This is a genomic window from Cryobacterium algoricola (assembly GCF_004402485.1).
GTDB lineage: Bacteria > Actinomycetota > Actinomycetes > Actinomycetales > Microbacteriaceae > Cryobacterium > Cryobacterium algoricola.
The window spans coordinates 575,520-600,065 of the sequence record NZ_SOFG01000004.1; the positions used below are offsets into that span (position 1 = coordinate 575,520).

At 69.3% G+C, this 24,546-nt stretch carries 21 protein-coding genes; 3 read left to right on the top strand and 18 right to left on the bottom strand.

Going from position 1 to position 24,546, the window contains the following annotated elements; all coding sequences use genetic code 11:
* Positions 1-47: 47 nt before the first annotated feature.
* Positions 48-1,169, top strand: a complete 1,122-nt coding sequence (locus E3O44_RS03170) for a GNAT family N-acetyltransferase (RefSeq protein ID WP_134532384.1) — start codon at positions 48-50, stop codon at positions 1,167-1,169.
* Between the two features lie 133 nt (positions 1,170-1,302).
* Here the strand turns inward: E3O44_RS03170 and mutM are convergent, their stop codons facing one another.
* The 10 genes from mutM to E3O44_RS03220 all read right to left on the bottom strand — a co-directional run bounded on the left by mutM (position 1,303) and on the right by E3O44_RS03220 (position 14,342).
* The gene (gene mutM / locus E3O44_RS03175) at positions 1,303-2,208 is read right to left on the bottom strand and encodes a bifunctional DNA-formamidopyrimidine glycosylase/DNA-(apurinic or apyrimidinic site) lyase (RefSeq protein WP_134532386.1); all 906 of its coding nucleotides are present in this window, start codon (positions 2,206-2,208) and stop codon (positions 1,303-1,305) included.
* 12 nt (positions 2,209-2,220) lie between these two features.
* Positions 2,221-2,910 (bottom strand): ribonuclease III, encoded by a 690-nt coding sequence (gene rnc, locus E3O44_RS03180; protein WP_134532995.1) that lies wholly within the window; start codon positions 2,908-2,910, stop codon positions 2,221-2,223.
* A 135-nt stretch (positions 2,911-3,045) separates the two neighbouring features.
* Complete coding sequence (gene rpmF / locus E3O44_RS03185) at positions 3,046-3,249, bottom strand: 50S ribosomal protein L32 (RefSeq protein WP_134447547.1); 204 nt, start codon at positions 3,247-3,249, stop codon at positions 3,046-3,048.
* Between the two features lie 2 nt (positions 3,250-3,251).
* Entirely contained in the window at positions 3,252-3,827 is a 576-nt protein-coding gene (locus E3O44_RS03190; RefSeq protein WP_134532388.1) for a YceD family protein, read from the bottom strand.
* A gap of 11 nt (positions 3,828-3,838) precedes the next feature.
* Positions 3,839-6,196 (bottom strand): transglutaminase TgpA family protein, encoded by a 2,358-nt coding sequence (locus E3O44_RS03195; protein WP_134532390.1) that lies wholly within the window; start codon positions 6,194-6,196, stop codon positions 3,839-3,841.
* Entirely contained in the window at positions 6,183-7,604 is a 1,422-nt protein-coding gene (locus tag E3O44_RS03200) for a DUF58 domain-containing protein (RefSeq protein WP_166792516.1), read from the bottom strand. The genes E3O44_RS03195 and E3O44_RS03200 overlap by 14 nt, the downstream gene beginning before the upstream one ends.
* Positions 7,605-7,693: 89 nt before the next feature.
* The gene (locus E3O44_RS03205) at positions 7,694-8,656 is read right to left on the bottom strand and encodes an AAA family ATPase (protein ID WP_241976049.1); all 963 of its coding nucleotides are present in this window, start codon (positions 8,654-8,656) and stop codon (positions 7,694-7,696) included.
* A 143-nt stretch (positions 8,657-8,799) separates the two neighbouring features.
* The gene (gene coaD / locus E3O44_RS03210; RefSeq protein ID WP_134532394.1) at positions 8,800-9,288 is read right to left on the bottom strand and encodes a pantetheine-phosphate adenylyltransferase; all 489 of its coding nucleotides are present in this window, start codon (positions 9,286-9,288) and stop codon (positions 8,800-8,802) included.
* Between the two features lie 145 nt (positions 9,289-9,433).
* Positions 9,434-11,776, bottom strand: a complete 2,343-nt coding sequence (locus E3O44_RS03215; RefSeq protein WP_166792517.1) for a cell wall-binding repeat-containing protein — start codon at positions 11,774-11,776, stop codon at positions 9,434-9,436.
* 328 nt (positions 11,777-12,104) lie between these two features.
* Positions 12,105-14,342: an ATP-dependent DNA helicase RecG gene (locus E3O44_RS03220; protein WP_134532398.1), complete on the bottom strand. Its 2,238-nt coding sequence runs from the start codon at positions 14,340-14,342 to the stop codon at positions 12,105-12,107.
* A 55-nt stretch (positions 14,343-14,397) separates the two neighbouring features.
* Between E3O44_RS03220 and rsmD the strand changes: the two genes are divergently transcribed.
* Positions 14,398-14,976 (top strand): 16S rRNA (guanine(966)-N(2))-methyltransferase RsmD, encoded by a 579-nt coding sequence (gene rsmD / locus E3O44_RS03225; RefSeq protein ID WP_134532400.1) that lies wholly within the window; start codon positions 14,398-14,400, stop codon positions 14,974-14,976.
* Positions 14,977-15,092: 116 nt separating this feature from the next.
* Here the strand turns inward: rsmD and thiL are convergent, their stop codons facing one another.
* Positions 15,093-16,214 carry a thiamine-phosphate kinase gene (gene thiL, locus E3O44_RS03230; RefSeq protein ID WP_134532402.1) on the bottom strand — a complete coding sequence of 374 codons (1,122 nt, stop codon included), beginning with the start codon at positions 16,212-16,214 and terminating at the stop codon, positions 15,093-15,095.
* Between the two features lie 23 nt (positions 16,215-16,237).
* Between thiL and E3O44_RS03235 the strand changes: the two genes are divergently transcribed.
* A complete protein-coding gene (locus tag E3O44_RS03235) occupies positions 16,238-16,768 on the top strand; it encodes a DUF3515 family protein (protein WP_134532404.1) in 531 nt (176 codons plus the stop codon).
* Positions 16,769-16,995: 227 nt separating this feature from the next.
* On the opposite strand, the gene E3O44_RS03240 is transcribed toward E3O44_RS03235, so the two are convergent.
* The 7 genes from E3O44_RS03240 to E3O44_RS03270 form a co-directional block, all read right to left on the bottom strand.
* Entirely contained in the window at positions 16,996-18,129 is a 1,134-nt protein-coding gene (locus tag E3O44_RS03240; protein ID WP_134532406.1) for a D-alanine--D-alanine ligase family protein, read from the bottom strand.
* The gene (locus E3O44_RS03245) at positions 18,032-19,123 is read right to left on the bottom strand and encodes an NAD(P)H-dependent glycerol-3-phosphate dehydrogenase (RefSeq protein WP_241975984.1); all 1,092 of its coding nucleotides are present in this window, start codon (positions 19,121-19,123) and stop codon (positions 18,032-18,034) included. Before E3O44_RS03245 ends, E3O44_RS03240 begins: the two co-directional genes overlap by 98 nt.
* Before the next feature lie 37 nt (positions 19,124-19,160).
* Positions 19,161-19,901, bottom strand: a complete 741-nt coding sequence (locus E3O44_RS03250; protein WP_241975986.1) for a lysophospholipid acyltransferase family protein — start codon at positions 19,899-19,901, stop codon at positions 19,161-19,163.
* 79 nt (positions 19,902-19,980) lie between these two features.
* Entirely contained in the window at positions 19,981-21,309 is a 1,329-nt protein-coding gene (gene murA, locus E3O44_RS03255; protein ID WP_134532999.1) for a UDP-N-acetylglucosamine 1-carboxyvinyltransferase, read from the bottom strand.
* 104 nt (positions 21,310-21,413) lie between these two features.
* Entirely contained in the window at positions 21,414-22,022 is a 609-nt protein-coding gene (gene leuD / locus E3O44_RS03260) for a 3-isopropylmalate dehydratase small subunit (protein WP_134532411.1), read from the bottom strand.
* 2 nt (positions 22,023-22,024) lie between these two features.
* On the bottom strand, positions 22,025-23,533 hold the full coding sequence (gene leuC, locus E3O44_RS03265) for a 3-isopropylmalate dehydratase large subunit (protein ID WP_134532413.1): 1,509 nt from the start codon (positions 23,531-23,533) through the stop codon (positions 22,025-22,027).
* Between the two features lie 153 nt (positions 23,534-23,686).
* Positions 23,687-24,475, bottom strand: a complete 789-nt coding sequence (locus E3O44_RS03270; RefSeq protein WP_241975988.1) for a PP2C family protein-serine/threonine phosphatase — start codon at positions 24,473-24,475, stop codon at positions 23,687-23,689.
* Between the last annotated feature and the right edge of the window lie 71 nt (positions 24,476-24,546).

Genomic DNA, 24,546 nt, shown 5'->3' on the forward strand with positions numbered 1-24,546 from the left:
TCAGCGGCGGGGTTTCGACGCGAACGACCGTTGGCTACTGTTCCTGCATGGACGAGCTCAGGCGCAGGATCGAAGAACTGCCGATTCCCCGGCAGCCGGGAGCGGAAGGCTGGGACGACTTCGCCGCCGCCGCGGACGTTCACAATGCGGTCGAAGCGGATGCCTATGGGAACGGAGAGCTGTCCGTGACGGCGGAGGAGGCGCTCCCGGACTGGCTCAACCAGGACTGGGAGCCGAAGCGGCTGTTCGTTCTGCGGGCGGGCGACCATCTCGGTCCCGGTACCGGGGCCGGTACCGGGGCCGGGGCCGGCCGCATCGTCGCGCGCGGCATCTACGAGCGGGAAGGATCCGACACCGAAACCGCCTGGCTCCGGGTCGACGTCCTTCCGGAGTTCCGCAACCGTGGCATCGGAACGGCGCTGGCCTCCCTGCTCGAGGCGACCTCCGAGGCGGACGGCTGCCGCAACCAGATCGTCTACGCGGCCTCGGCGGATGCGCCCGGCGAACGGCTGACGGCGCCGACCGGATTCGGCTCACTCCCGCTGCGGAACCCCGAGGTACGGTTCCTGCTCCGGCGCAGCTACCGGCTCGAGCAGGTCGAGCGCGGCAGCCGTCTGGCGCTGCCCGCCGCGCAGGAGCGGGTCGGCCGGCTCCTGCGCGAAGCAGAGGAGCACGCGGGCCGCGACTACGACATCGCGCAGTGGGAGGGCATCACACCGGCCCGGTGGCGCACCGACATGGCGTGGCTCTACGAGCGCATGAGCACGGATGCCCCGACCGCCGGCCTCGAGGAACCCCAGGAATTCTGGCACCCCGACCGTCTCCTCGAGACGCAGGCCCTCGCCGAGACCGGCCCGCGGACGATGTACACGACGGCCGTGGTCCACCGTGATTCTCGGAAGCTCGTGGGGTTCACCGGGCTCTCCGCCCCCGCGGAGACGGACCGGCCCGTGCACCAGGAGGACACCCTCGTGCTGCGGGAGCATCGCGGACACCGGCTGGGTCTGCTGCTCAAGGCCCGGAATCTGGAGAATCTTCAGCGCAATGACCCGGGACATCCGTCGGTGATCACCTTCAACGCGGAGGAGAACCGGCACATGCTCGCCATCAACGAGGCTCTGGGTTTCGAGCCGATCGGCTACGAGGGCGGCTGGCGCCGCCGCACCTGACCCGTTCCCCCAGGCATAACTCCTGCACATTCTGCCGACGCCGACCGGCGGCCGCGGGATTCCGCGGCTGTGGACCGCAGCACCCGGAATTTGCAGGAGTTATGCCTCCGCGCAGGGCGGGCGGGGTCGGAGGTCAGCGGAGGCGCTGGCAGACCGGGCAGAGGTGCGAGGACCGGTTCATGAACTGCTCGCGCACGATCGGCGTACCGCAGCGCGGGCACGGCTTGCCCTGCTGGCCGTAGGCGGCGAGGCTGTGCGAGAAGTAGCCGGACTGCCCGTTCACGTTCACGTACTGCGCGTCGAAGCTCGTCCCGCCCTCGGCGAGGGCGCGCTGCAGCACCGTCCGCACGGCATCGAGCAAGCGGATGACCTCGGCGCGCGACAGGGACGATGCCGGCTGGTCGTAGTGCAGTCCAGCCGCGAACAGGGCTTCGTCGGCGTAGATGTTCCCGATGCCGCTGACCCAGGTCTGGTCGAGCAGTACCCGCTTGATCCCGGAGCCGCGACGGGCCAAGGCGGACAGGGCCGCGTCCGTTCCGAAGTCCGGATCAAGCGGGTCGCGCGCGATGTGCGCGACCTGGCCGGGGATCAGCCCGCTCCAGGCGCCGACGCCCGCCCCGGCGAATCCGCCCGGCAGCCCGTCGGCCGTGGGCTGCATCCGGTCGACGGCCATGCTGCCGAAGATGCGCTGGTCGGCGAAGTTGAGCCAGAGTTCCCCGTGGTCGGGGTGATCGAGGTGCAGGCGGACGCGCAACTGGCGGTCTGCCGCCGAGCCCGGTTCCCTGAGCAGCACCTGCCCGCTCATCCCGAGGTGGATAACGAGGGCGCGACCGGTGTCGATCGGCAGCCAAAGGAACTTCCCGCGGCGGACGGCGCCGAGCAGCACGTGCCCCTCGAGTTGCTCGGCGAAGGGACCGGACAGCGGATCGTGGCGGCGCAGCGAGCGGGGCTCGAAGATCTCGACGGCGGTCACGGTGGCGCCGGTCACGGCGGGTTCGACGCCCGCGCGGACGACCTCGACTTCAGGAAGCTCGGGCATCGAATCGCCCGGTCAGCGCGGAACGAGCTGGTTCCACGCCTCGAGGGCTGCGGCCATCTCGGCGTGCTTCTTGCTGGTGCCTTCGCCCGTTGCGACGACGACGCCGACTGTGACGGTCGCGATGAACACCTTGGAGTGATCCGGTCCGCTCTCGGCGATCGCGTAAACGGGCACGCCGGCATCGAGGCGAGCCGCCGCTTCCTGCAGGCTCGTCTTCGGATCCATGGACACACCGAAGTGACCAGGGTCGTTGAGCATCGGCGCGATCAGGCGCAGCACGAACGCCGTGGCCGCGTCGGCACCGGTGTCCAGATAGACGGCGCCGATCAGTGCCTCGACGGTGTCAGCGAGGATCGATGACTTGTCGCGGCCACCGGTCAGGATCTCGCCTCGCCCGAGCCGGATGTACGCGCCGAGGCCGAGGCCCCGTGCGATTTCGGCAAGGGCGACGCTCGACACCAGGCTGGCCCGGCGCTTGGCAAGGTCACCCTCGTCGAGCAGCGGGTAGGTGCGATAGAGCATCACCGTGACGGCCTGGCCCAGGATCGAGTCGCCGAGGAATTCCAGGCGTTCGTTGGTGGGGACGCCGCCGTTTTCGTACGCGAAAGACCGGTGCGTGAGCGCCAGTGCAAGCAGGCCCTCATCGATCTGGACGCCGAGCGCGGCGACGAGGGCCGACGGGTCGGCCTCCGAACCGGTCATCGGCTGTCCGGATGCTCGGTTCCCGGTCATACGGCGACCGCCCCGGTGGTACCGCGACGCGCCGCGCGGATGATCCGGGTCAGAAGACCCGGCATCCGTCGGAGGAGCGGTACCAGGGGCGTATGCATCGCCGAATTAAATATCGGCGACCTTGCGGCCCTTGTACTCCATGAACATCGCGGTTCCGGCGGTGTCGGTGACGACCTTGGCGCGGTGCGGGAGGCTGTAGACGACTTTGCCGTTTTCCATGGTCTTGACCAGGGTGGGGGCTTCGGCCTTCCAGCAGGAACGACGTGAGCGGGTGTTGGAGCGTGATTGCTTGCGCTTCGGGACTGCCATGACTACTTCTCTTCTCTTCTATCCGTTTCAGCACGGATGTCTTCATCCGTGCCGATGCTTTCGGAAGCCTGGAAATTCACAAGCGCTGCCCAGCGGGGATCGCGCATTACTTCTGGTTCGAATTCAGGGGAAACGGCAAGCCGCTGCCCGGTCTCGGGGTCGAGACCCGGGCAATCCTGCCGGCAGACCGGCTGGAAAGGCAGTGACAGAACCACTGCATCCCTGATGAGCGGTTCAAGATCCACATGGTCCTCGACAACCGCACACTCATAAGCTTCATCAAGAGAGTACGCGAAAACCTCGTTAAACTCGACTCGGACAGGCAAGTCGATGTCAATCAGGCATCTTCCGCACTCGCCGGAGGCGATTCCGGAGATCTGCGCGGACACCAGGAGGCTCTCGTGCAGGGTCTCGAGACGGATGTTGACGTCGAGCGTCGACCCGGCCTTGACGGCAACGAGTCCCTCGCCGAGGTCGTCGGGAACGATCAGGTCGATGTGGCGCTCACGCATGGTGCCGGGGCGGTTGATGAGGTCACGCACGTCGACCTTGTACGGGGTCTTCTGAAACTTGGTCACGGGGGGAGATTCTACGCGTCTGTGACGGGTGCGCGCCCCCGCTCGCGGAGGAAGAGCCAGAGGGAGGCGGGAAGGAGGCGTGCACGCCACCGCGCGGCCGTGCTCGCACCCATGCTGATCCTCATCGAGACCGTGTCGAGGTCGCCGAGGAGTTCCGGCTGCGGCGCCCCAGCGGCAGGGCGCCCGTACCGGTGTCGCTCGGCCGCGGCGAGCAGCCGGCCGAGTGCCGCACCGGCTACGGCCCCACCGGTACCGGTGAGGCCGGGCAGGGCGCCGATCCGCGCCGCGAGTTCCCTCGGCGTCTCCGTCGCTCGCACGTCGACCCCGAAGTCGACGGCCGTGTCGACGAGCTCACGCCACGCCTCGGCGCCCCCTGCCGTCCCTCTGGCGAGATCCCGGCGCCGTCGCCTGCGCCGCAGCAGGCGGATGCCCCCGGGCACGGCGAGCACGATGACGAGCGCTCCGAGGATGAGCGCAACGCGTGCGGGCGTTCCGGTGTCGCTCCCGGGTGTCGTCGCGGACCCGCCTCCCGTCGGCAGGGCCTGCCCGGAGTCGTTGAACGGGCGCGGCGCGGTCGACGGCACCCCGGCCACCGCGCCGCCGAGCGGAATGGAGGGGCCGGTCGGCTGGGTGTAACTCGGAACGGTCCCCCGCCCGGGAGTCGGCTCGAACGGCAACCAGCCGATGCCGGTGAAGTACAGCTCCGGCCACGAGTGCAGGTCGTGGGCGTCGACATTGAAGCGGTCCCTGCCCTCGATCGGGTTCGAGGAGCGTGAGCCGGGGAGATAGCCGATCGCAATCCGGGCCGGAATGCCGAGCGACCTCGCCATCACCGCCATCGCGGAGGCGAAGTGCACGCAATAGCCGCGCTTGACCGCGAGGAACGTGCCGACGACGTCGACCCCGCCACCGTCGTAGCCGTCCGCGACCGGTGCCGTGGTGTCGTAGGTGAACTCGTTCCCCCGCAGGTATTCCTGCAGGGCGACGGCGGCGTCATACGGCGTCGCCGTGCCCGACGTCACCGCGCGCGCGGTCTGCTCGATGATCAGGGGACTGTTCCGGGGCAGCCGCAGACTCGAATCGACACTGACCGGGTACCGGCCCGTTGCTGCGCGCAGCTGCTCGGGAGTCGGCTGGAGGACGAGCGAGGTGACGGTGTATTTCTGGCCGCGTGTGCTGCTGTTCGTGCTCGAAATCGTTCCGGTCGGGCCGTTCCAGTACCAGGCGCCGACGAGCCCTGACACCTTCGTCGCCGCGCCGGGGGTGGGCAGCCAGGCCGACGCGACCCCGTCGATGACGACCTGAGTGGACTCCTCCGTCGTGGCGACCTGGGCCGAGAGCCCCGGCGGCCGGTCGATGGCGTCGACGGTGTTCCCGGTGTTCGTCGGCTCGAGGCGCGCGGTCCAGCTCGGCCCGACGAAGCGGTCCAGGGTGAGCAGTTTGAGGTAGGGCGGCTGAGCGGCGCTCGTCCGGTAGTGCAACGCGGCGCCGGCCTGTGAGCTGCGGAGATCCTGGCCGAGGTTGACCATCGCGCTCACCCCGTCGCCGAAGAGCAGCGGTCCGGTGGCGCGGCCGCCGACCCGTCCGTCGCCGGGCAGGTTGGGGACCACGACGCTGAGCGAGAGTGCCGTCGCGATCGCGAGCCCACCGACCAGGACAGCCCCGGTGCCGGGCCGGGCAAGACCGAGCCTGCCCGCCGGGCGCCCGCCGCGCCGGCCGAGCACGTCGACCCGCAGCAGGAGCAGGAACGCCGCCGCCGTGAGCACGAGGGTGAGCTTGTCTGCGCCGTTGTCGAGGATGAGCCCCGGCACCCCGACGGGCACGAGCACGGGCAGCCCCGCGAGCGCCGGCACCCGCAGAGTCAGCGCGAGGGTATCCATCAGCACCGCGATCGCACCGGCCCCGACGCAGAGCAGAAACAGGATTCCGGTGACGGGATCGGCCGGGGTCCCCTGGGACTGCACTGAGGCGATCCCCGCGTCGACGAGCGTGCGGAACCGGTCGATCGTGTCGCCGGTCGGCACGAGCCAGAGCACCCCCGTTCCTCCGCCGAAGAGCAGGGTCACGCTCCCGACGACCACGCCGGCACCGGCGAGTGGTACGACCCAGGGTTGGGGGCCGAGCGAGCGGATGCCCGCGGAGACGACGAGCACGGCTCCCGCTTCGACCGCCATCAGCCACCACCACCCGGTGCCCTGCAGGAGGGGGCCGAGCGCGGTCATCCCGACGAGCAGGAGCACCGCGAGCGCACCGGTCACGGGCCAGCGGGAGCCGCTCCGCCGGCTGCCCGGGCGCCCCGGCGGCACCGGCGGCGGCGACGGCCGCACCGGCAGCGTTCGCTCGGGAAGCGTGCGTTCACGCAGGCTCATGGAGCGCCTCCCGGCCGCCGACGGCGTCGAGCCACGCTGCGGGCAGTGCGGACGCCGAACGCACCGGAACGCACCGCCAGCCGGCCTCCCGGAGCCGGTCAACGGCATCCGTCGGCACGACGTCGAGCACGAACGCGATCGCCGGCCGGGCATTGGCCGCGAGTGCGGCGAGAACGGCGAGGTCGAGGCCGCCCCCGGCGCCGAGCACGGCGAAGGTCGGGAGCGCCCCGCGCGGAGCGCGTGCCCGCGCGGGTGCGACGTTCCCGCCCGGTACTCCGGTGCCGGCGCGCTCGCCTTCGGCTGGGAGCTGGACGACGCCCGCGAGGTCTTCCAGAAGATGCGACACGCCACCCGCTCCGCGGTAGGAGACCGGGTCTCCGGACCTGACGGCACCCGTCTCAGCGATTCCTGGCCCTGGCGAGTCGCCGGGACCTGTCGCGCCGAACGGGGCGGCACCGGTCGTACCCACGGTGCCGTTCGAGGCACGGTCGAGCGGGGTTCGGCCGAGCCCGGCGGTGCCGAGCTGGGCAGGGCCGAGCTCGACGACGTCCACCCGATAGCCGGCCGCGAGCAGATGCGTGCAGACGGATGCCGCGACTTCGATTCCCAGCTCGAACGCTCGTGCACGCCGTCCGCGCTCGTCCTCACGGGTGCCCGTGTCGCCCGGCGCGAGCGTGTCGAGCACGAACCGCACCCCTGAATCGCTCCGGTGTTCCTCCTGCCGCACCATGATCTCGCCGTGGCGTGCGGTGGCCGGCCAATTGACCCGGCGCAACGAGTCCCCCGGCCGGTACTCACGAGCGATCAGCTCGTCCGAATTCTGGTTGAGCAAGCGCTGGCGTTCGAGGGCTTCTCCGCCGCCGAGCATGCTCGCGAGTCCCCGGCCTGGCAGGGGGGTGACTCGCGGAGTGACGACGAGTTCGTTCCGGCCGCCGACCGCCCAGCGGCCCGTGACGAGTCCGAACGGGTCAGACTGGCCGAGGACGATGGGCCCGTATTCGTACCGTCCCCGCGCGTGCGGGGACAGCGGGAGCTCGAGGCGCACGGTCCGGGCGGTCGCGTCGGGGGCATCGCCGAAGCCGTCGCGGCCGCCGCGCCGGCCCCAGGCGCCGCCGAGTCCGGCGAGCGGCGGGAGCGGGAGGTCCCTGGGCATCGGCGTCATGCCCATCGGGCCGGTTTCCCGCCAGTGCGCCCCCGACAGCGGGTGCACCCCCAGGTTTTCAAGGGTCAGCAGCTCGGTCGTCTCACCGCCCGCGGACACCAGGTTCGGGCGGAAGTCCCGACCGACGCGCATCCGGACGGGCCGGAGTGCCACCGACAGTCCGGCGGCGAGCGGCACCGCGATCAGCAGGAGGGCGATGAACAGCAGGTCCCGCCGGTTCTCGGAGAACGACACGAACGTCAGCACCGCTCCCCCGCAGAGGAAGGCGCCGCCCCGGAGGGTGAGCCGGGGAAAACGAACCGGCCGTGAGGGAGGTCGCCGCGCGGACATGGCGGCTAGGGGCGGCCGGAGACGCCGAGCGGCACCGGGGTCGCCGCGAGGATCCGGCGCACGATGTCCTCGAGCAGCGGGCTCGAATCCTGGTGCTGGTGCCCGAGCACCCGGCTGCTCGCCACCAACCGGTGGCCCAACACGGCGACGGCCAGCGCATCGATGTCGTCGGGGAGCACGAAGTCACGGCCCTGCAGCGCGGACTGCGCCTTGGCCGCGCGGATGAGCTGCAGGGTCGCCCGGGGGCTCGCACCGAGGCGGAGGTCCTTGTCCGAGCGGGTGGCCCGCACGATGTCGACGGCGTATTGCTTGACGGCGCTGGAGGCGAAGACACCGCGGGCGGCGGTCATCATGGCACGCAGCTGCACGCCGGTGACGACGGCGTCGATTCCGGCGAGCGGACTCGACGTGTCGCGGGAGTCGAGCATCGCGAGTTCGGACGTGGTGTCTGGGTAGCCCATCGAGATCCGGGCCATGAAACGGTCCCGCTGGGCCTCTGGGAGGGCATAGGTGCCTTCCATCTCGATCGGATTCTGGGTGGCGACGACAGTGAACGGCAGTGGCAGGAGGTACGTGGCGCCGTCGACGGTGACCTGGCGTTCCTCCATGCATTCGAGGAGAGCCGACTGGGTCTTCGGACTCGCCCGGTTGATCTCGTCGCCGATCACGATGTTCGCGAAGATGGCACCCGGCTTGAACTCGAACCTGCGGTCGACCTGGTTGAAGACGCTCACGCCCGTGACGTCGGAGGGAAGCAGGTCCGGTGTGAACTGGATGCGACTGACGGAGCAGTCGACGGAGCGGGCGAGGGCCTTGGCGAGCATGGTCTTGCCGACGCCGGGCACGTCCTCGATGAGGAGGTGGCCCTCGGCGAGGAGCACGGTCAGCGCGGTGACGACGGCAGGGTGTTTGCCGGCGATGACCGTTTCAACGTTGCGGACGATGGCCCGGCCGGCCTCCGCGACCAGGTCGAGACCGAGTGCGAGGTCAGGCTCGACGTCGGGTCCGGCGTCGGTCCCTGGCCCGGTTTCCGGTGCCGAGTGGATGCCCGTGGCGCGCTGCGTCGGGACGCCCGATGGGGCATCCGTTGTCGCGCCAGCAGGCGGGACGCTCACACGGGCGCCTTCTGCAGGTACTCCGCGACGACGCGGGGCACGTACGGGGAGATGTCGCCGCCGAGCGCGGCGACCTGGCGCACGAGGGAGCTGGAAACGTGGGCATTCGCCGGGTCAGGCAGCATGAAGATGGTTTCGACGCCCGCGAGGTTGCGGTTCACGATCGCCATCGGAGTCTCGTATGCGACGTCGACCTGGGAGCGGATGCCCTTGATAAGCACGCTCGCACCGACTTCGAGGCAGTAGTCGACGAGCAGTCCCATGCTCCAGGACGCGACGGTGATCGTGTCCGGCAGGCCGGCGTCGGCGATGGCGCGCTGCAGCAGGGAGACCCGCTGGCTGATCGGCAGGAGTGCCGTCTTGCCTGGATTGTGCACGACGAGCACGTGCACTTCGTCGAAGAGGCCCGCCGCCCGTTCGATGACGTCGAGGTGACCCAGTGTGACGGGGTCGAATGATCCAGGGACAACGGCGATCCTGCGCATACGCAATACCCTAACGCGCGAGCACGCCTCGCGCCTCCCCGAGCGGAACACTCTCGGCATTCGCCCTGCTGGGAGGCCATATCCGTCGGCCGACAGCGCGCGCGAAAGGCCGGGCGGGGTCTCCCGCCCGGCCTTCGTACGCGCTCTAGCCGACGAGGGCCAGCGACTGGGCCATGACCGCGTCGGAAACCGCGAGGTTTCCGCCGAGGATGACGATCCGGGCCGGCTTCAACCGGGCGAGTTCCGCCGCGATGACGCCCGGAATACCGTTGGGCTGGACGAGGAGCACCGGACCCTGGTTCACGCCGGCAGCACCGGCCCCGGACAACGCGTCCTGGTACGTCGCCCCGGTCGCGAGATAGACCACCGGGACACCCGGCGTCGGGAACGTGCCCGCGGAGATCGCGGCCGACGTGCCGTAGGCATCCTGGCCCCACAACCGCGTCGTCGGAGCAACCCCGGAGAGGCTCGCGAAGACACCGTCCGAGACAGCCAGATTGCCGCCGAGCACCACGATCCGAGCCGGCTTCAACCGCGCCAGCTCCGCCGCGATGACACCTGGAATGCCGTTGGGCTGAACGAGGAGCACCGGACCCTTGTTCACCCCGGCAGCACCGGCACCGGAGAGAGCGTCCTGGTAGGTCTCACCCGTCGCGACGTACGCGACCGGGACACCCGGCGTCGGGAACGTGCCCGCGGAGATCGCGGCCGACGTGCCATAGGCATCCTGGCCCCACAACCGCGTCGCCGTCGCTGCGGCGGGTGCGGCTATTGCCGCACTCGCCACGCTCGTCGCGGAGACGGCCGGAAGGCCGGCCGCCGTGCCGGTGACGGTCACGGTGACGGTCTTCCCCTGGTCCGCGAGCGCGGGTGTGTACGTCTCTGCGGTTGCACCGGGAACGGCGACACCTCCGACCGACCACTGGTAGGTGAAGACGATCGGGACCGGAGTCCAGGCTCCTGGGACGGCGGTGAGCACCTGGCGGACCGCGGCAACGCCGGTGATGGTCGGGACGGCCGGCGTCACCAGGGTCGCAGGGGCCCCGACGGTGTCGTACAGGGCATAGTCATCGGTCACCAGCGTGCCGTTGCTGATCAGGTTGAGTCCGAAGCTGATCCCGGTGACGCCGGCAGGCACGACCGGAGTCGTCCAGGCCACCTGGGTGTACGCGGTCGCCGCGTTGTACAACGGGCCCGATGTCTGGTAGATCCAGCCACCGTCCGCATTGCGGAAGTAGAGGTCGAATTGGGTGGGCACGGTCGATTTGTACCAGGCTCTCAGGGAGTAGGTGTGACCGGGGGTCGCCGTCGGTGCACATGTGCCGAGGTCCTGCATCAGGGCGAGTTTCGCATCGCCGCTCGTCAGGCCCGTCACCACGAGCTGTTCTGCTTTTGTACCGGTATGCGCCTCTGCGGCTGTGGTGAGCGTCGTGAAGGTCGCGGTACTCACTCCGAACCCGCCCTGCTGCCAGCACTCCGGTGGCAGCGTGGTCCCGGCCGGCGGCACAACCGTGCTCGCCGTCTCGAGGCTGGGGTTCAGCACGCCGTTCTCACCGGCGGCCGGAGCCGCCCGGAAGCTGTTCGTGGACGCGACCAACGGCTTTCCTGTTCCGCCCAGGACATCCTGAACAGTCTTGACGATCGTGTTGGTGCTCGATCCTGCGGATGTGGGCGTGCGGACCTTGAGCCAGTCGACGAACTGCTGGAAGAGAGTGGGCGTGATGGTCAGGTTCAGCGGGTCGCACACCCCCGGCGCGGTGTCGCACACGTGATGGAAGGTCAGCTGGACCCAGCCGCCGCCGTGGGTCTCGGCATCCGTCACGGTCTTCTGCAGGGTGGGGAGGGTCCAGGTCGAGTCGACTTCCTCGGGAGCCCGGGTCTGGAGCGCGTTGGCCGGCGGAATCGTCTCGGCGAACACGCCGGTGGTGCCGCCGACGTCTCCGAGCATGCGGCCGCTGTTGAAGCCGCACGCACTCACAGCCGCCGCGACGGCGGGAGTCGCCGCCGCGAAGGGATACGCGAAGTTCGTCGCCGTCTTGAATCCCCAGGCGTCGAGGGTATTCCGGCCCTGGCAGATCTGCTTGGTCACCTCGGCGGCGGGCAGGGTGGTCAGGTCGGGGTGGCTCACGGTGTGGCCCCCGATCTCGTGTCCGCTTGCTGCCATCGCCGTCAGTTGCGGGACGGTCAGATATTTGGATGCGCCGATCCAGCCGGTCGTGATGAAGAAGGTTCCCTTGAGTCCGGCTGCGTCGAGGATCGACACGGCGTCACTCTGGTCGGCGTTGCCGTCGTCGAAGGTGAGGCTGACGACCGTCACGGGGTCGGTCGTCGCGGCCTGGGACGGGAAGGCCGTTCCGAGAACCGATCCCAGCGACAGGAGCATGACAGACACGGTGCCGAAGGCGCGCCACCTCAGCTTCCGCCACCGGGGATTGCGCGTGGCGACTCGCAGTGTGTCGCTCGGGTATGCGGGATCGGACTGGGTCATGTCAACTTCCGTTCGGGCGTCGGGAATCGAATGGTGGGCGAGTGCGCGCGCCGGGCGCGTTCCAGTGCCGTGTGGCCGACGATTCCCGGCGGACGGCATTCTTGTAGCTGAAGCGGTTCTCCGAGCTCGGATTGACACCCAAACTGTTTCCGATCGCACGGGTGCGGCGGCCGGGGGAAGGACCTGTTGGATTGTTGAGGCACCGTAGCACCGCGCTCGCGGCTCGGGATAGGTCGGCATTCACCCCCACTTCGCGGGTCGCCAGGCGTCCGAAGGCACGCCGACGAGTCACGATTCCGCTGGTCGGGCGCTCGTTCGCCGAGGCCGTTCAGCCCTTGGTGAGCGAGGCACGCTCCGCGTCGTCGAGACGTCTGCGCACCGCATCCCGCAGGGCCGGCACGCTCTCAAGCAGGGGGTCCTGCGCCGCGAGCTCCTGTGCGTGGGTGCGCGCCTCCAGGATGAGCTCACCATCGGTCGCGACCCGCAGCAGACGCAGCGACGAGCGCCCGCCGGACTGTGTGCTGCCGAGCACATCTCCCTCCCTGCGCAGCTCGAGGTCGATTTCGGCGAGCTCGAAGCCGTCGAGGGTTGCGGCAACGGCCTCGACCCGCGACCGTGCGAGCGAGTCGATTTCCGCGCGAGTGACGAGCAGGCAGAGTCCAGGGACTCCGCCGCGGCCGACGCGGCCGCGCAACTGGTGCAGCTGCGAGACCCCGAACCTGTCGGCGTCGAGCACCACCATCACCGAGGCGTTCGGTACGTCGACGCCGACCTCGATCACCGTCGTCGCGACGAGCACGTCGATCTCCCCCGCGGCGAAGGCGACCATCGTCTGGTCTTTCTGGTCCGCGGTCATCCGGCCGTGCAGCGGCTCGATCCTGGCCCCATCGAGCTCCGGCCGGGCTCGCAGCCTCTCGAGCACGACCTCGACGGATTCCGGGGGTGTGGCCAGCGTCGGGTCGGACGCGCCGGCATCCGTCGCCTGATCGATCTCCTCGCCCTCTTCGAGTTCTTTCGGCGCGATCGCAGGGCACACGACAAAACCCTGACGGCCGAGAGCGAGCTCCTCGGCCAGCCTGGTCCAGACGCGCGAGAAGGTCTGCGGCTTTTCGGCGAGTGCCACCACGTAGGTCTGGATGCCCTGCCTGCCGGCCGGGAGCATGGCGATCGTCGACACGTCGAGGTCGCCGAAGACCGTCATAGCGACCGTGCGCGGGATCGGCGTCGCGGTCAGCACCAGGAGGTGCGGGGGCACCGCGCCCTTGAGGCGAAGGGCCTCCCTCTGGTCGACGCCGAAGCGGTGCTGTTCGTCGATGACGACGAGTCCGAGGTCGAAGAATGACACCGATTCGGCCAGCAGGGCATGCGTGCCGATCACGATCCTGGCCTGGCCGGACACCGCCCGCAGCAGCGCCTTCCTGCGGAGGGCGACGGGTAGTTTGCCGGTCAGCAGCACGGGCACCAGTTCGGCGGCCAGGTCGGGGCCGAGGATCTGCACGATCGACCGCAGGTGCTGGGCGGCGAGCACCTCGGTCGGAGCGAGCAGGGCGGCCTGTCCCCCGGTATCGGCCACGGCGAGCATCGCCCGCAGCGCGACGAGCGTCTTGCCGGAGCCGACCTCGCCCTGCAGGAGCCGGTTCATCGGAGCGGTGTCGGCAAGGTCCCTCGCGATCTCGGCCCCGACCGTCTGTTGATCAGCCGTGAGGGTGAACGGCAGTCGGGCGTCGAAGCGCTCGAGGTACCCGCCGGAGACGGGCACACGGGCGGTCGACTGGGTCGCCCTGGCGGCGTTGCGCGACTGCACGAGCGCGCTCTGCAGAACGAACGCCTCGGTGAAGCGGAGGGTGTCGCGGGACCTGATCCAGTCGGCGTCGACGACGGGTTGATGGATGAGCTCGAGCGCCGTGCGGTGCGGGAGCAGGCCGCGTTCGGCGCGGAGCGCGGGCGGGAGCGGGTCCTCGACAGGGCCGAGATGCTTGAGTACCTTTCCGACGATCGTCTGGAAGTCCCAGCTCGTGACCGCGGCGGTCGCCGGGTAGACCGGGACGGGCTCGACGAGCCAGGCCTCGCCTTCCGTGGGGATCTCATGTTCCTGTTCCTCGTCACTCCCGGCGACGAAGAGCTTGTAGTGCGGATGCGCCAGCTGCAGCTGGCTCTTGAACGAGGTCACTTTGCCGGTGAACATGCCGCGGGTGCCCGGTACGAGCAACTTCTCGCGCCAGGCCTGGTTGAAGAACGTGAGGGTGAGGATGCCGCGGCCGTCGGAGATCTTGACGGTCGTGATCGAGCCCTTACGGGTCTTCATCTCGTGGGTGGAGACCGAGCGCACCTCGGCGAAGATCGTGACCTGCTCGTCGAGCGGCAGTTCGCTGATCGCGCTGAGCTCGCCGCGCCTGGCGTAGCGGCGGGGGTAATGGCTGAGCAGGTCGCCGACCGTACGCATGTCGAACGCTTTGGCGAGCGATTTCGCCTCGGCAGGCGTCACGGGGCGGATTGCCGTGAGTGGGGTATCCAGGGTCAGGGCACCGATGAACTTCACACCGGCCGCCGCGGTCGCATCCGTCATGCTTCGATCGTAGGCGCGGCCGCCGACACTCCGGTCCGGCTAGGCTCGAACGGACATGACGCGCATCATCTCCGGGTTCGCCGGTTCCCAGCCCCTCGCCGTTCCCAAGTCAGGCACGCGGCCCACGAGCGACCGGGTGCGGGAGGCGATCTTCTCCGCCCTCGACGCCCGCGATGTCATCATGGGCGCCCGGGTGCTCGACCTCTACGCGGGCTCCGGTTCTCTCGGGCTCGAAGCCGCGAGTCGGGGTGCCCGGATCGTGACTCTCGTCGAGAACAGCTACGGGGCCGCGCAGATGTGCCGGAAGAACACCGACGCGGTGCTCAAGGCCGCCCCGAAGAAGGACGGTCCCTCGATCCGCGTTTCCGCGCAGGCCGTGCAGTCCTTTCTCGCGGCGACGGGCGAGGGGTTCGAGCTCGTCTTCCTCGACCCGCCGTATGAGCTCTCCGACGTCGAACTCGGGCACAACCTGCTCGCGCTGACCCCCCTGCTCGACCCGGACGCGCTCGTCGTCGTCGAGCGCAGCTCCCGCTCCCCCGAGCCGTTCTGGGGCCCGGGTCTCGCCGCCGAGCGCCGCAAGGACTACGGAGACACGACCGTCTGGTACGCCGCCCCGGTGCTCGCCGACAACTAGCCGCCGCCCTACCGCCGCAGCCGCGTGGAGTGTCGCCGTTCGCGCCGACCGTCGCCGTTCGAGCGGCGACACTCGGCGTCAGGGGCGAGTCTCGGGCGTCCAGCCCCTGTGCAGCATCAGCCGAGGGCCCCGTCCCAGCCCCGGTACGGGTCCCAGCCGCCCTGCTCATGCGTGCGGCCGTCCACGAGGACCGCGCCCGCGGCATCCGTCGCCGTGCCGATGACCCGGAAGCCCTCCGGCACCACAGCGTCGGCCGGGAAGGTCGCGAGGAGGCCGTGGTCCTCACCGCCGCCGAGCGCGAGGCCGATACTGTCGCCGAGAGCGTCGGCGGCGAAGTCGATACCGACGCCGCTCGCCTTCGCCAGACGCCCGGCGTCGATGAAGAGACCGTCGGAGAGGTCCATCATCGCAGTCGCCCCCGCTATGGCGGCGGCAGGGCCGAGGTCGATCGGCGGTGACGGCGCCAGCTGGGCACCCACCTCGACCGGGTATTGTTCCCGGACCGCCGACGCGAGAGCGGCATCGGGAACGCCGTTCGCGTCGACGCCGTGACGGAAGAGTAGTTCGAGGCCGGCTCCGGCCTCACCGAGCCCCCCGGCAAGGGCCACGACGTCGCCTGGGCGCGCTCCGGAGCGCAAGACGGGTTCCCGGCCCTCGAGGTCGCCGAAGGCCGTCACGGCCAGCGTGAGGGCGTCCGAGGCGGACAGGTCGCCACCGACGACGCCGCAGCCGGGCGCAAGGGCCTCGCAGCAGTCCCGCAGTCCGTCGGCGATGCCCTCGATCACCGAGATCGGGGTCGAGGGCGGGGCCGCGATCGCGACCACGAGTGCGGTCGGGCGGGCGCCCATCGCGGCGACGTCGGACAGGTTGGTCGCCGCGGCCTTCCAGCCGAGGTCGTGCGGGGTCGACCAGGCCATCCGGAAGTCCGGGCCCTGGATCATCATGTCGGTCGTGACGACGAACCGTCCGTCGGGAGCGCGCAGCACGGCCGCGTCGTCGCCGGGTCCGAGTAGCTGGGTCGCGGCGTCGGGCAGCCGCGGGAAGATCCGGGCGAGCACCTGGCCCTCGCTCAGCTCGGCGAGGGTCTGCACCGGCGCGGCGCCCGTCGACCCCGGGTCCGTCGAGGCGGTGGCCGCAGCACCTGCACCGACACCGACATCGACACCGTGCTCAGTGCGCGATTCCCCCGCAGTGGCCGTCGGTGAGTTCGCGGCAGGGGTCTTCGCAGCAGTGGTCATCTTCAAACGGTAGCCTGAATGCGATGACTGCCCGCCGTACCTCCCGCCGCACCCCGGCCACCGTGGCACTCGCCCTGGCCGGCGTCGTGCTCCTGAGCGGATGCACGGCGAGCGTCGCCCTCGAGCCCGCGGCCGATGCGGTGAACCCCGGATGCGCGGACATCGTCGTGCACCTGCCGACCCTCGTCGCAGACCAGGCCGAACGTGAGACGAACGCGCAAGCGACGGGTGCGTGGGGCAGCCCGGCCGCCGTGCTGCTGCACTGCGGTGTTGCCGTGCCCGCCCCGACGACGCTGCCGTGCCTCAACGTGAACGGCATCGACTGGATCGAAGACGACTCCGCCGCTCCGCTCTACCGGTACACGACCTACGGGCGCACGCCCGCGAGCGAGGTCGTCATCGATTCCGGCGTCGTCAGTGGATCGACCGTGCTCGTCGACCTGGCCGCCGTGATGGCGGTCATCCCGGCGACGGCCAAGTGCCTGGGCGCGGCCGACCTGACCCTGCCCACCGACGGCGGAACCCTCGCGCCGACGGCAACGCCCGCGCCGTAGTCCCGGCGGTTTCCTCGCCCGGCTGAACCGCAAGGTCGGAGTTTTTCGCGAACCACGGCATCCGCCGCCGGATGGCACGGCGTGTCGCGAAAATCTCCGACCTTGCGTAGGCCGGCAGCCCTCGCCCTGACGCACGCGGGCCGGCGATCCGTGCCCCACCCCCGATCCGAACCAATTCGACGGAGTTTTTGCCGAGAAGAGGACGCGGGAGACCGGATTCGGGCCGGTTAGACCAAAATCTCCGTCGAATTGGTTCGAACACCGCGGCGAGCGAGGGCGACCGAGATCAGTTCGTCGATGAGCGCCGGGTAGGTGTAGCCGCTCTGCAGCCAGCAGGTCGGGAACATCGAGATCGGCGTGAAGCCGGGCATGGTGTTGATCTCGTTGATCACCCAGCCCGTGTCGGTGAGGAAGAAGTCGACCCGCGCCAGTCCGGCGCCGTCGATCGCGTCGAACGCCCGGATCGCCATCCGCTGCATCTCGACGAGTTCCGCCGGTTCCAGGGCTGCGGGACAGACCAGTTCGATGCCCGCCGCTCCCAGATACTTGGCGTCGAAGTCGTAGAAGTCGCGCCCGGTGACGAGCACCTCTCCGGCGACGGATGCCCGCGACGGCTCCCCCGGACGGCCTTGCAGCACCGCCACCTCGAGTTCACGCCCCACGAGACCGGCCTCGATCAGTACCTTGTCGTCCTCCGCGAGGGCGGTCTCCATGGCACGGACCAGCTCGGCGGGGTCGGTGACCCGGCTCACACCGACGCTCGACCCGGCGCGGGCCGGCTTGACGAACGCCGGCAGCCCCAGTTCAGCGAGCGCCGCATACGCCATCCCCGGCGCCTCCGCCCAGTCGGCCGCGGTGATCGTGCGCCACGGTGCCACCGGGAGCGATGCCTGCTGGAAGACGGTCTTGGTGAAGTGCTTGTCCATGCCGAGGGCCGAGGCGAGCACGCCGGAGCCGACGAACGGCAGCCCGAGTAGCTCCAGCAGGCCCTGGATGGTGCCGTCTTCGCCGTAGGGGCCGTGCAGGATCGGGAAGACGAGGTCGACAGTGCCGAGGGAGCGGGCGGGGCCGCCGGGAACGTCGACGACGCGGAGCGTGCGGTCCAGCGCCGATTCCGGCCACTGCACCCGGGTGCCGTTGTCGGTGACGACGGGCAGTTCGGCAGCCGAGGATCCGAGCGCGAAGTGCGCTGGGTCATCCGCTTCGAGCACGAACGCCCCGTCGCGGGTGATCCCGATCGGGATCACGTCGTAGCGCGACCGGTCAATTGCCGCCAGGACTCCGCCGGCCGTGGCGCAGCTGATCGAGTGTTCGCTTGACCGACCCCCAAAGAGCAGCGCTACCGTGAGCTTGTCCGTCATCAATTGTCCTTTCGCCCTGCGGTTCCGCCGAATCCGTCGTGAGGTGTGGGGCGATATCCCGCGGTTTCAGCGTACCGGCCAGCACCTGCCGCACCTGTTCGACGATGGGCATGTCGACCCCCTTCGCCCGGGCGAGGTCGAGGATCGGGCCGACGGATGCGAGGCCTTCCGTGGTCTGCTGCATCTGCTTGACGACGTCCGCGATGCTGTAGCCCTGGCCGAGGAGTCGCCCGGCCGTGTTGTTGCGGGAGAGCGGGGACTGGCAGGTGGCGATGAGGTCACCGAGGCCGGCGAGGCCGGCGAGCGTCTCCGGCTGGGCGCCGTATGCCACGGCGAAGTCGGTCATCTCGACGAGGCCGCGGGTGATGATCGAGGCCTTGGTGTTCTCGCCGTAGCCGACACCGTCGACGATGCCGATCGCGACGGCGATGAGGTTCTTCAGCACACCGCCGAATTCGGTGCCGATCACGTCGGTGTTGACGTAGGAGCGGAAGTAGCTGTTGGTCGCGAGGATCGCGACGGCCTGGGCGGTTTCGAGGCTCGTGGAGGACACGACGGCGGCCGTCGGCTGTTCCCTCGCGATTTCGAGTGCGAGGTTGGGTCCGGAGATCGCGGCGATGTGGTGCGGGTCGATGGGCAGCATCTCTTCGATGATCTGGCTCATCCGCTGGCCGGAGCCGCGTTCGACGCCCTTCATGAGCGACACCAGGATCGCGTCGGGCTCGAGGAACGGCTCCATCAGGACCAGGTTCTCCCGCAGCGACTGGCTCGGCACCGAGATGAAGACCTGTTCGGCTCCGGCGAGGGCCTGGTCGAGGTGCGGGGTCGCGCGCAGTCCGATCGGGAGATTGATTCCCGGAAGGTAGTCGCTGTTCCTCCGGCCCTCAGTGATCTCGCGGGCGAGTTCCGGCCGACGCGCCCAGAGCACGACGTCGGCGCCGCCGTCGCTCAGGATCTTGGCGAAGGTCGTGCCCCAGCTTCCGGCTCCGAGCACGGCGACGCGCGTTCCGGCAGGGACACCCTGCCGTTGTTTAGCCTTCAAAACGGCCGGTCTCCTTCTGGTCGTGCTCGGAGGGGTTCCAGCGCTTCGCCGGGGCCTTCTCGCCGCGGAGGTCCTCGAGGAGCCCGGTGATGGCATCCATCAGGATGGCCGTCGCCTCGTTCAGGGTCGCCGTGTCGAGGCCGCGTCCCTTGAACTCGTCGAAGGACAGCGGATCGCCGATCTTCACGTGGATGGTCTTTCGGGGAAACGGGCTGATCCGTTTCGAATACCGCGGCATCAGGTCCTGGGTGCCCCAGTGGGCGATCGGCACGATCGGGATGCCCTGCTCGAGCGCGATCCGCACGGCACCGGTCTTCCCGCGCATCGGCCAGAGCTCGGGGTCGCGGGTGAGCGACCCTTCCGGGTACACGATGACCATCTGGCCGCGTTCGACGAGCCGTCTGGCGGCCTTGACGGGCTCGTTGCCGCGCGCGACTCCACCGCGTTCGACGGGGATCTGGCCGGACTTGCGCAGCAGCCAGCCGAGTACCGGGATCTTGAAGACGGATGCCTTCGCCATGAACCGGGGGGCACGCCCGAGCTTCCACGCGAGTGCACCGACGACGATCGGGTCGATCTCGCTGAAGTGATTAGGAGACAGCACGAATGCCCCGGTCTGCGGGAGCTTGCGGGCGTCCGTCACTCGATAGCGCACCGCAAGGTTGACCGCGGGTAGCACGATCGTCGCGAGGATCCAGAACACGGAGGGTTGCAAGGTCTCCTTGCGCACCCTCACCGCTTTCGCTGACTGATCAGGTTCGACGGACGGTTCGGATGACGGGCTTGCTCCGTTGACTGGCACAGAGCCATTATCCTTCGAGATCGAAGTCCGCCCCCAACAGCCGCAGCTTGGTGATGAAGTTTTCGTAGCCGCGGCTGATGATTCCGACATTGCTGACCGTCGAGGTGCCCTCGGCGGTGAGCGCCGCGATCAGGTGGCTGAAGCCGCCGCGCAGGTCGGGAACCTCGATGTCGGCGCCGTGCAGCTTCGTCGGGCCCGCGATGACAGCGGAGTGGTTGAAGTTGCGCTGCCCGAAGCGGCACGGGTGGCCGCCGAGGCACTCGCGGTGGATCTGGATCGTCGCGCCCATCTCCACGAGGGCGTCGACGAAGCCGAACCGCTGCTCGTAGACGGTCTCGTGCACGATCGACACGCCATGGGCGTGAGTGAGGGCGATCACGAGCGGCTGCTGCCAGTCGGTCATGAAGCCGGGGTGCACATCGGTTTCGATGACGACGGGCTTGAGGTCACCTCCCGGGTGATAGAAGCGGATGCCGTCGTCGTGGATCTCGAAGGCGCCTCCGACCTTGCGGAACACGTTGAGGAAGGTCAGCATCTCGGACTGGCGGGCGCCGCCGACGAAGATGTCTCCGTCGGTCGCGAGCGCAGCGGCCGCCCAGCTCGCGGCCTCGTTCCGGTCGAAGAGGGCCCGGTGATTGAAGCCCTCGAGGCGTTCGACGCCCTCGATGCGGATCACCCGGTCGGTGTCGACCGTGATGATCGCACCCATCTTCTGCAGGATGTTGATCAGGTCCATGATCTCGGGCTCGATCGCCGCGCCCTTGAGCTCGGTGATGCCCTCCGCGCGCACGGCCGTGAGCAGGACCTGCTCGGTCGCGCCGACGCTCGGGTACGGAAGGGAGACCTTGGCGCCGTGCAGCCCGTTCGGGGCGGACATCCGGATGCCGTTGGGCTGCTTGTCGACGACGGCGCCGAACTTGCGCAGCACCTCGAGGTGGAAGTCGATCGGCCGGTCGCCGATGCGGCATCCGCCGAGGTCGGGGATGAACGCCTCGCCGAGGCGGTGCAGGAGAGGCCCGCAGAAGAGGATCGGGATGCGGGAGGACCCGGCGTGCGCGTCGATCGCGGCGAAGTGCGCGCTCTCGACGTCGACGGGGTCGAGCAGCAGTTCGCCGGGCTCAGGGCCGTCCGTGACCTTGACCCCGTGCACCGCGAGCAGCTCGCGCACGATGCGCACGTCGCTGATGTTAGGCACGTTCTTCAGGATGCTCGGGCTCTCGCCGAGCAGGGAGGCGACCATGGCCTTGGTGACCAGGTTCTTCGCGCCCTTGAGTTCGATCCTGCCGATCAGCGGGATTCCGCCGCGAATCGTGATCTTGTCGCCTTGCAGCCCCACAGCGGCCCCCCAGCTCTGCGCGTTCTCACGGTTTTGTTCGTCTTCGAGAAGCTGCGCCTTCACGGCTGCGTCTTCACGGTTCTGGGCGATCTCGCTGATGGTGCTCACAAACTTACCTGCCTTGCTGGAAGAGTACGGGGCCGCCACGGCTCCCGATGGGATTCGAATTCTGCGATCCGCGCTTCATCACGCAGGGTCAGGCCAATGTCGTCGAGGCCTTCGAGCAGGCGCCAACGGGTGTAGTCGTCGACCTGGAACGGGACGGTGAAATCGCCGACGCGTGCTGTACGCGCAACCAGATCGACGGTGAGTTCTATTCCCGGGTCGGCCTCGATGATGCTCCAGAGCCTCTGCGCGTCGTCCTCGGTGATCTGTGCGGCCAGCAGACCCTGCTTGCCGGCATTGCCGCGGAAGATGTCGCCGAACCGGGGGCAGAGCACGACGTCGAAGCCGTAGTCGCGCAGCGCCCAGACGGCGTGTTCGCGGGAGGAACCCGTGCCGAAGTCCGCACCGGCGACGAGGATCCTGGCCTGTGCGTACTCCGGACGGTTCAGGACGAACTCGGGGTCGGTCCGCCACGCCGCGAAGAGGGCGTCTTCGAAACCGGTCTTGGTGACGCGCTTGAGGTAGACGGCGGGGATGATCTGGTCGGTGTCGACGTTGGAGCGGCGCAACGGCAGCGCGACGCCCGTGACGGTCATGAACTTGTCCATGGTCAGAGTGCTCCATCCAGTGCCGGTGCCGCAGCAGGGGCCAGTTCGGCGGGGATCGCGTCGGCCGTGACGAGGCCGGCGGCGACCAGGTCCCAGGGGCTCGAGAGGGTGCCGCGGATCGCCGTTGCCGCCGCGACGAGCGGGGAGACCAGGTGGGTGCGCCCACCCTTGCCCTGGCGACCCTCGAAGTTGCGGTTGCTCGTCGAGGCGCACCGCTCGCCGGGGGCGAGCTGGTCGGGGTTCATGCCGAGGCACATCGAGCAGCCGGCGAAGCGCCATTCGGCGCCGAAGTCGGTGAAGATCTTGTCCAGGCCTTCGGCCTCGGCCTCGATCCGCACGCGTGCGGACCCGGGCACGACCAGCATCCGCAGGCCCGGCGCCATGGTCTGGCCCTTGACGATTTCAGCGGCCGCACGCAGGTCTTCGACGCGGCTGTTGGTGCAGGAACCGAGGAAGACGGTGTCGACCCGGATGTCCTTCATGGGCGTGCCCGCCGCGAGGTCCATGTATTCGAGGGCGCGCTCGGCGGCGGCCCGCTCGTTGGCGTCGGCGACTCCGGCCGGATCGGGCACGGTCTCGCTCAGCGAGACGCCCTGGCCGGGGTTGGTGCCCCAGGTCACGAAGGGTTCGAGCGTGTCGGCGTCGAGAACGACCTCGGCGTCGAAGACGGCGCCCTCGTCGGTCGCGAGGGTCTCCCAGTACGCGACCGCGTCGTCCCAGTCCTGACCGGCCGGCGAGTGCGCGCGACCCTTCAGGTAGGCGTACGTCGTCGCATCCGGTGCGACCATGCCCGCGCGGGCACCGGCCTCGATCGACATGTTGCAGATGGTCATGCGGCCCTCCATCGAGAGGGCACGGATGGCGCTGCCGCGGTATTCGAGCACATAGCCCTGGCCGCCGCCGGTACCGATCTTCGCGATCACGGCGAGGATCACGTCCTTGGCGGTCACGCCGGGGCGCAGGGTGCCGTCGACCGTGATGGCCATGGTCTTGAACGGCTGCAGCGGCAGGGTCTGGGTGGCCATGACGTGTTCGACCTCGCTCGTGCCGATGCCGAGGGCCATCGCCCCGAAGGCGCCATGCGTCGAGGTGTGCGAGTCACCGCAGACGACGGTGATGCCCGGCTGGGTGAGTCCGAGCTGCGGCCCAACGACGTGCACGATGCCCTGCTCGATGTCGCCGAGCGAGTGGAGACGCACCCCGAATTCCTCGCAGTTGCGGCGGAGGGTCTCGATCTGGGTGCGGCTCGTCAGGTCCTTGATCGGCCGGTCGATGGCGAGCGTCGGAGTGTTGTGGTCCTCGGTCGCGATCGTCAGGTCCGGTCGGCGCAGCCGGCGCCCGGCGAGGCGCAGGCCGTCGAACGCCTGCGGGCTCGTGACCTCGTGCACGAGGTGCAGGTCGATGTAGATCAGGTCCGGGGTTCCATCGGAACCCTTGCTGACCAGGTGTTTGTCCCAGACCTTCTCGGCCAGGGTGCGCGGGCGTTCGCCCGACATCGATGCGTTAGTCATGTGTGTGCGTCTTCCTCAAGATTTGATGGCAGCCAACGACAGTCTCCGCGACGAGGGAGGCCTCAGAATTGGGACTCGTCGCGGCAGAGAAGAAGGAGTCGACCGTACAGCACTCGGACAGGCTAACACTTCGCGCCGAGTCTTCGCCGGAGGTCACGACGGTGACACGACCGATTCGACGAAGACGACCGTGACGTTGTCGTGCCCGCCGCGCGCGAGCGCCTCGTCGACGAGGGCGTCCACGACGGCCTGCTGGCCGTTGGGCTGCTGCTCGGTGAGGAGCCTCGAGATGTCGTCCGGCTCGAGCTCCTTGGTGAGGCCGTCGGAGCAGATCAGAAAGGCACGGTGACCGGATGCCGGCACGAGCCAGACATCCGCGTCGACGAATTCATCGGTCCCGATCGCCCTCGTGATGATGTTCCGCTCGGGATGGAGTTCGGCTGACCGCGCCGTGATCAGCCCCGCGTCGACGAGTTCCTGCACCGCGGAGTGATCGACGGACAGCTGGGCCAGGTACACCCCATCCCAGGTGTAGATGCGGGAGTCGCCCACATTGAATGCCATCCAGTGCAGGCCGATATCCGCTCCGGCGTCGACGAAGGCCACGCCGGCCAGCGTCGTCCCGCTCACCGCGGCTCCGAAATCGTCTGCGCCGCTCAGGTCGCGCACCGCGTCGTTGGACGAGTGGATCGCGTCGAGGATACGTTCGGGCGTCGAGGGACGGCCGGACTCGATGTGTTCTTCGAACACCCGGAGGACGGTCTGGCTCGCCTCGTCGCCGTTGGCGTGCCCCCCCATCCCGTCGGCCACGAGGAAGACCGGAGAGTGAGCCATGAAGCTGTCCTCGTTGAGCTGCCGGACCCGGCCGACCTCGCTGCGCGCGCCCACACCGAACGAGATCGTCACCGTGGGGAGGGTCATCGTGTCCGCGCTCTGGACCAAACCGGTGCTCCCTCGTCCTGCGGCGCGTGTTCCGAGCCGGCCCGATCGCGCCTCGACGAGGCGTCAGAGAT

Coding starts and splice junctions, on each gene's coding strand:
- E3O44_RS03170 (WP_134532384.1), top strand. CDS start 48: ATGGACGAGCTCAGGCGCAGGATCGAAGAACTGCCGATTCCCCGGCAG.
- E3O44_RS03195 (WP_134532390.1), bottom strand. CDS start 6,196: ATGAGCCTGCGTGAACGCACGCTTCCCGAGCGAACGCTGCCGGTGCGG.
- rsmD (WP_134532400.1), top strand. CDS start 14,398: ATGACGCGCATCATCTCCGGGTTCGCCGGTTCCCAGCCCCTCGCCGTT.
- E3O44_RS03220 (WP_134532398.1), bottom strand. CDS start 14,342: ATGACGGATGCGACCGCGGCGGCCGGTGTGAAGTTCATCGGTGCCCTG.
- leuC (WP_134532413.1), bottom strand. CDS start 23,533: ATGACTAACGCATCGATGTCGGGCGAACGCCCGCGCACCCTGGCCGAG.
- E3O44_RS03235 (WP_134532404.1), top strand. CDS start 16,238: ATGACTGCCCGCCGTACCTCCCGCCGCACCCCGGCCACCGTGGCACTC.
- coaD (WP_134532394.1), bottom strand. CDS start 9,288: ATGCGCAGGATCGCCGTTGTCCCTGGATCATTCGACCCCGTCACACTG.
- E3O44_RS03215 (WP_166792517.1), bottom strand. CDS start 11,776: ATGACCCAGTCCGATCCCGCATACCCGAGCGACACACTGCGAGTCGCC.
- leuD (WP_134532411.1), bottom strand. CDS start 22,022: ATGGACAAGTTCATGACCGTCACGGGCGTCGCGCTGCCGTTGCGCCGC.
- thiL (WP_134532402.1), bottom strand. CDS start 16,214: ATGACCACTGCTGCGAAGACCCCTGCCGCGAACTCACCGACGGCCACT.
- rnc (WP_134532995.1), bottom strand. CDS start 2,910: ATGACCGGTTCGGAGGCCGACCCGTCGGCCCTCGTCGCCGCGCTCGGC.
- E3O44_RS03240 (WP_134532406.1), bottom strand. CDS start 18,129: ATGACGGACAAGCTCACGGTAGCGCTGCTCTTTGGGGGTCGGTCAAGC.
- rpmF (WP_134447547.1), bottom strand. CDS start 3,249: ATGGCAGTCCCGAAGCGCAAGCAATCACGCTCCAACACCCGCTCACGT.
- mutM (WP_134532386.1), bottom strand. CDS start 2,208: ATGCCCGAGCTTCCTGAAGTCGAGGTCGTCCGCGCGGGCGTCGAACCC.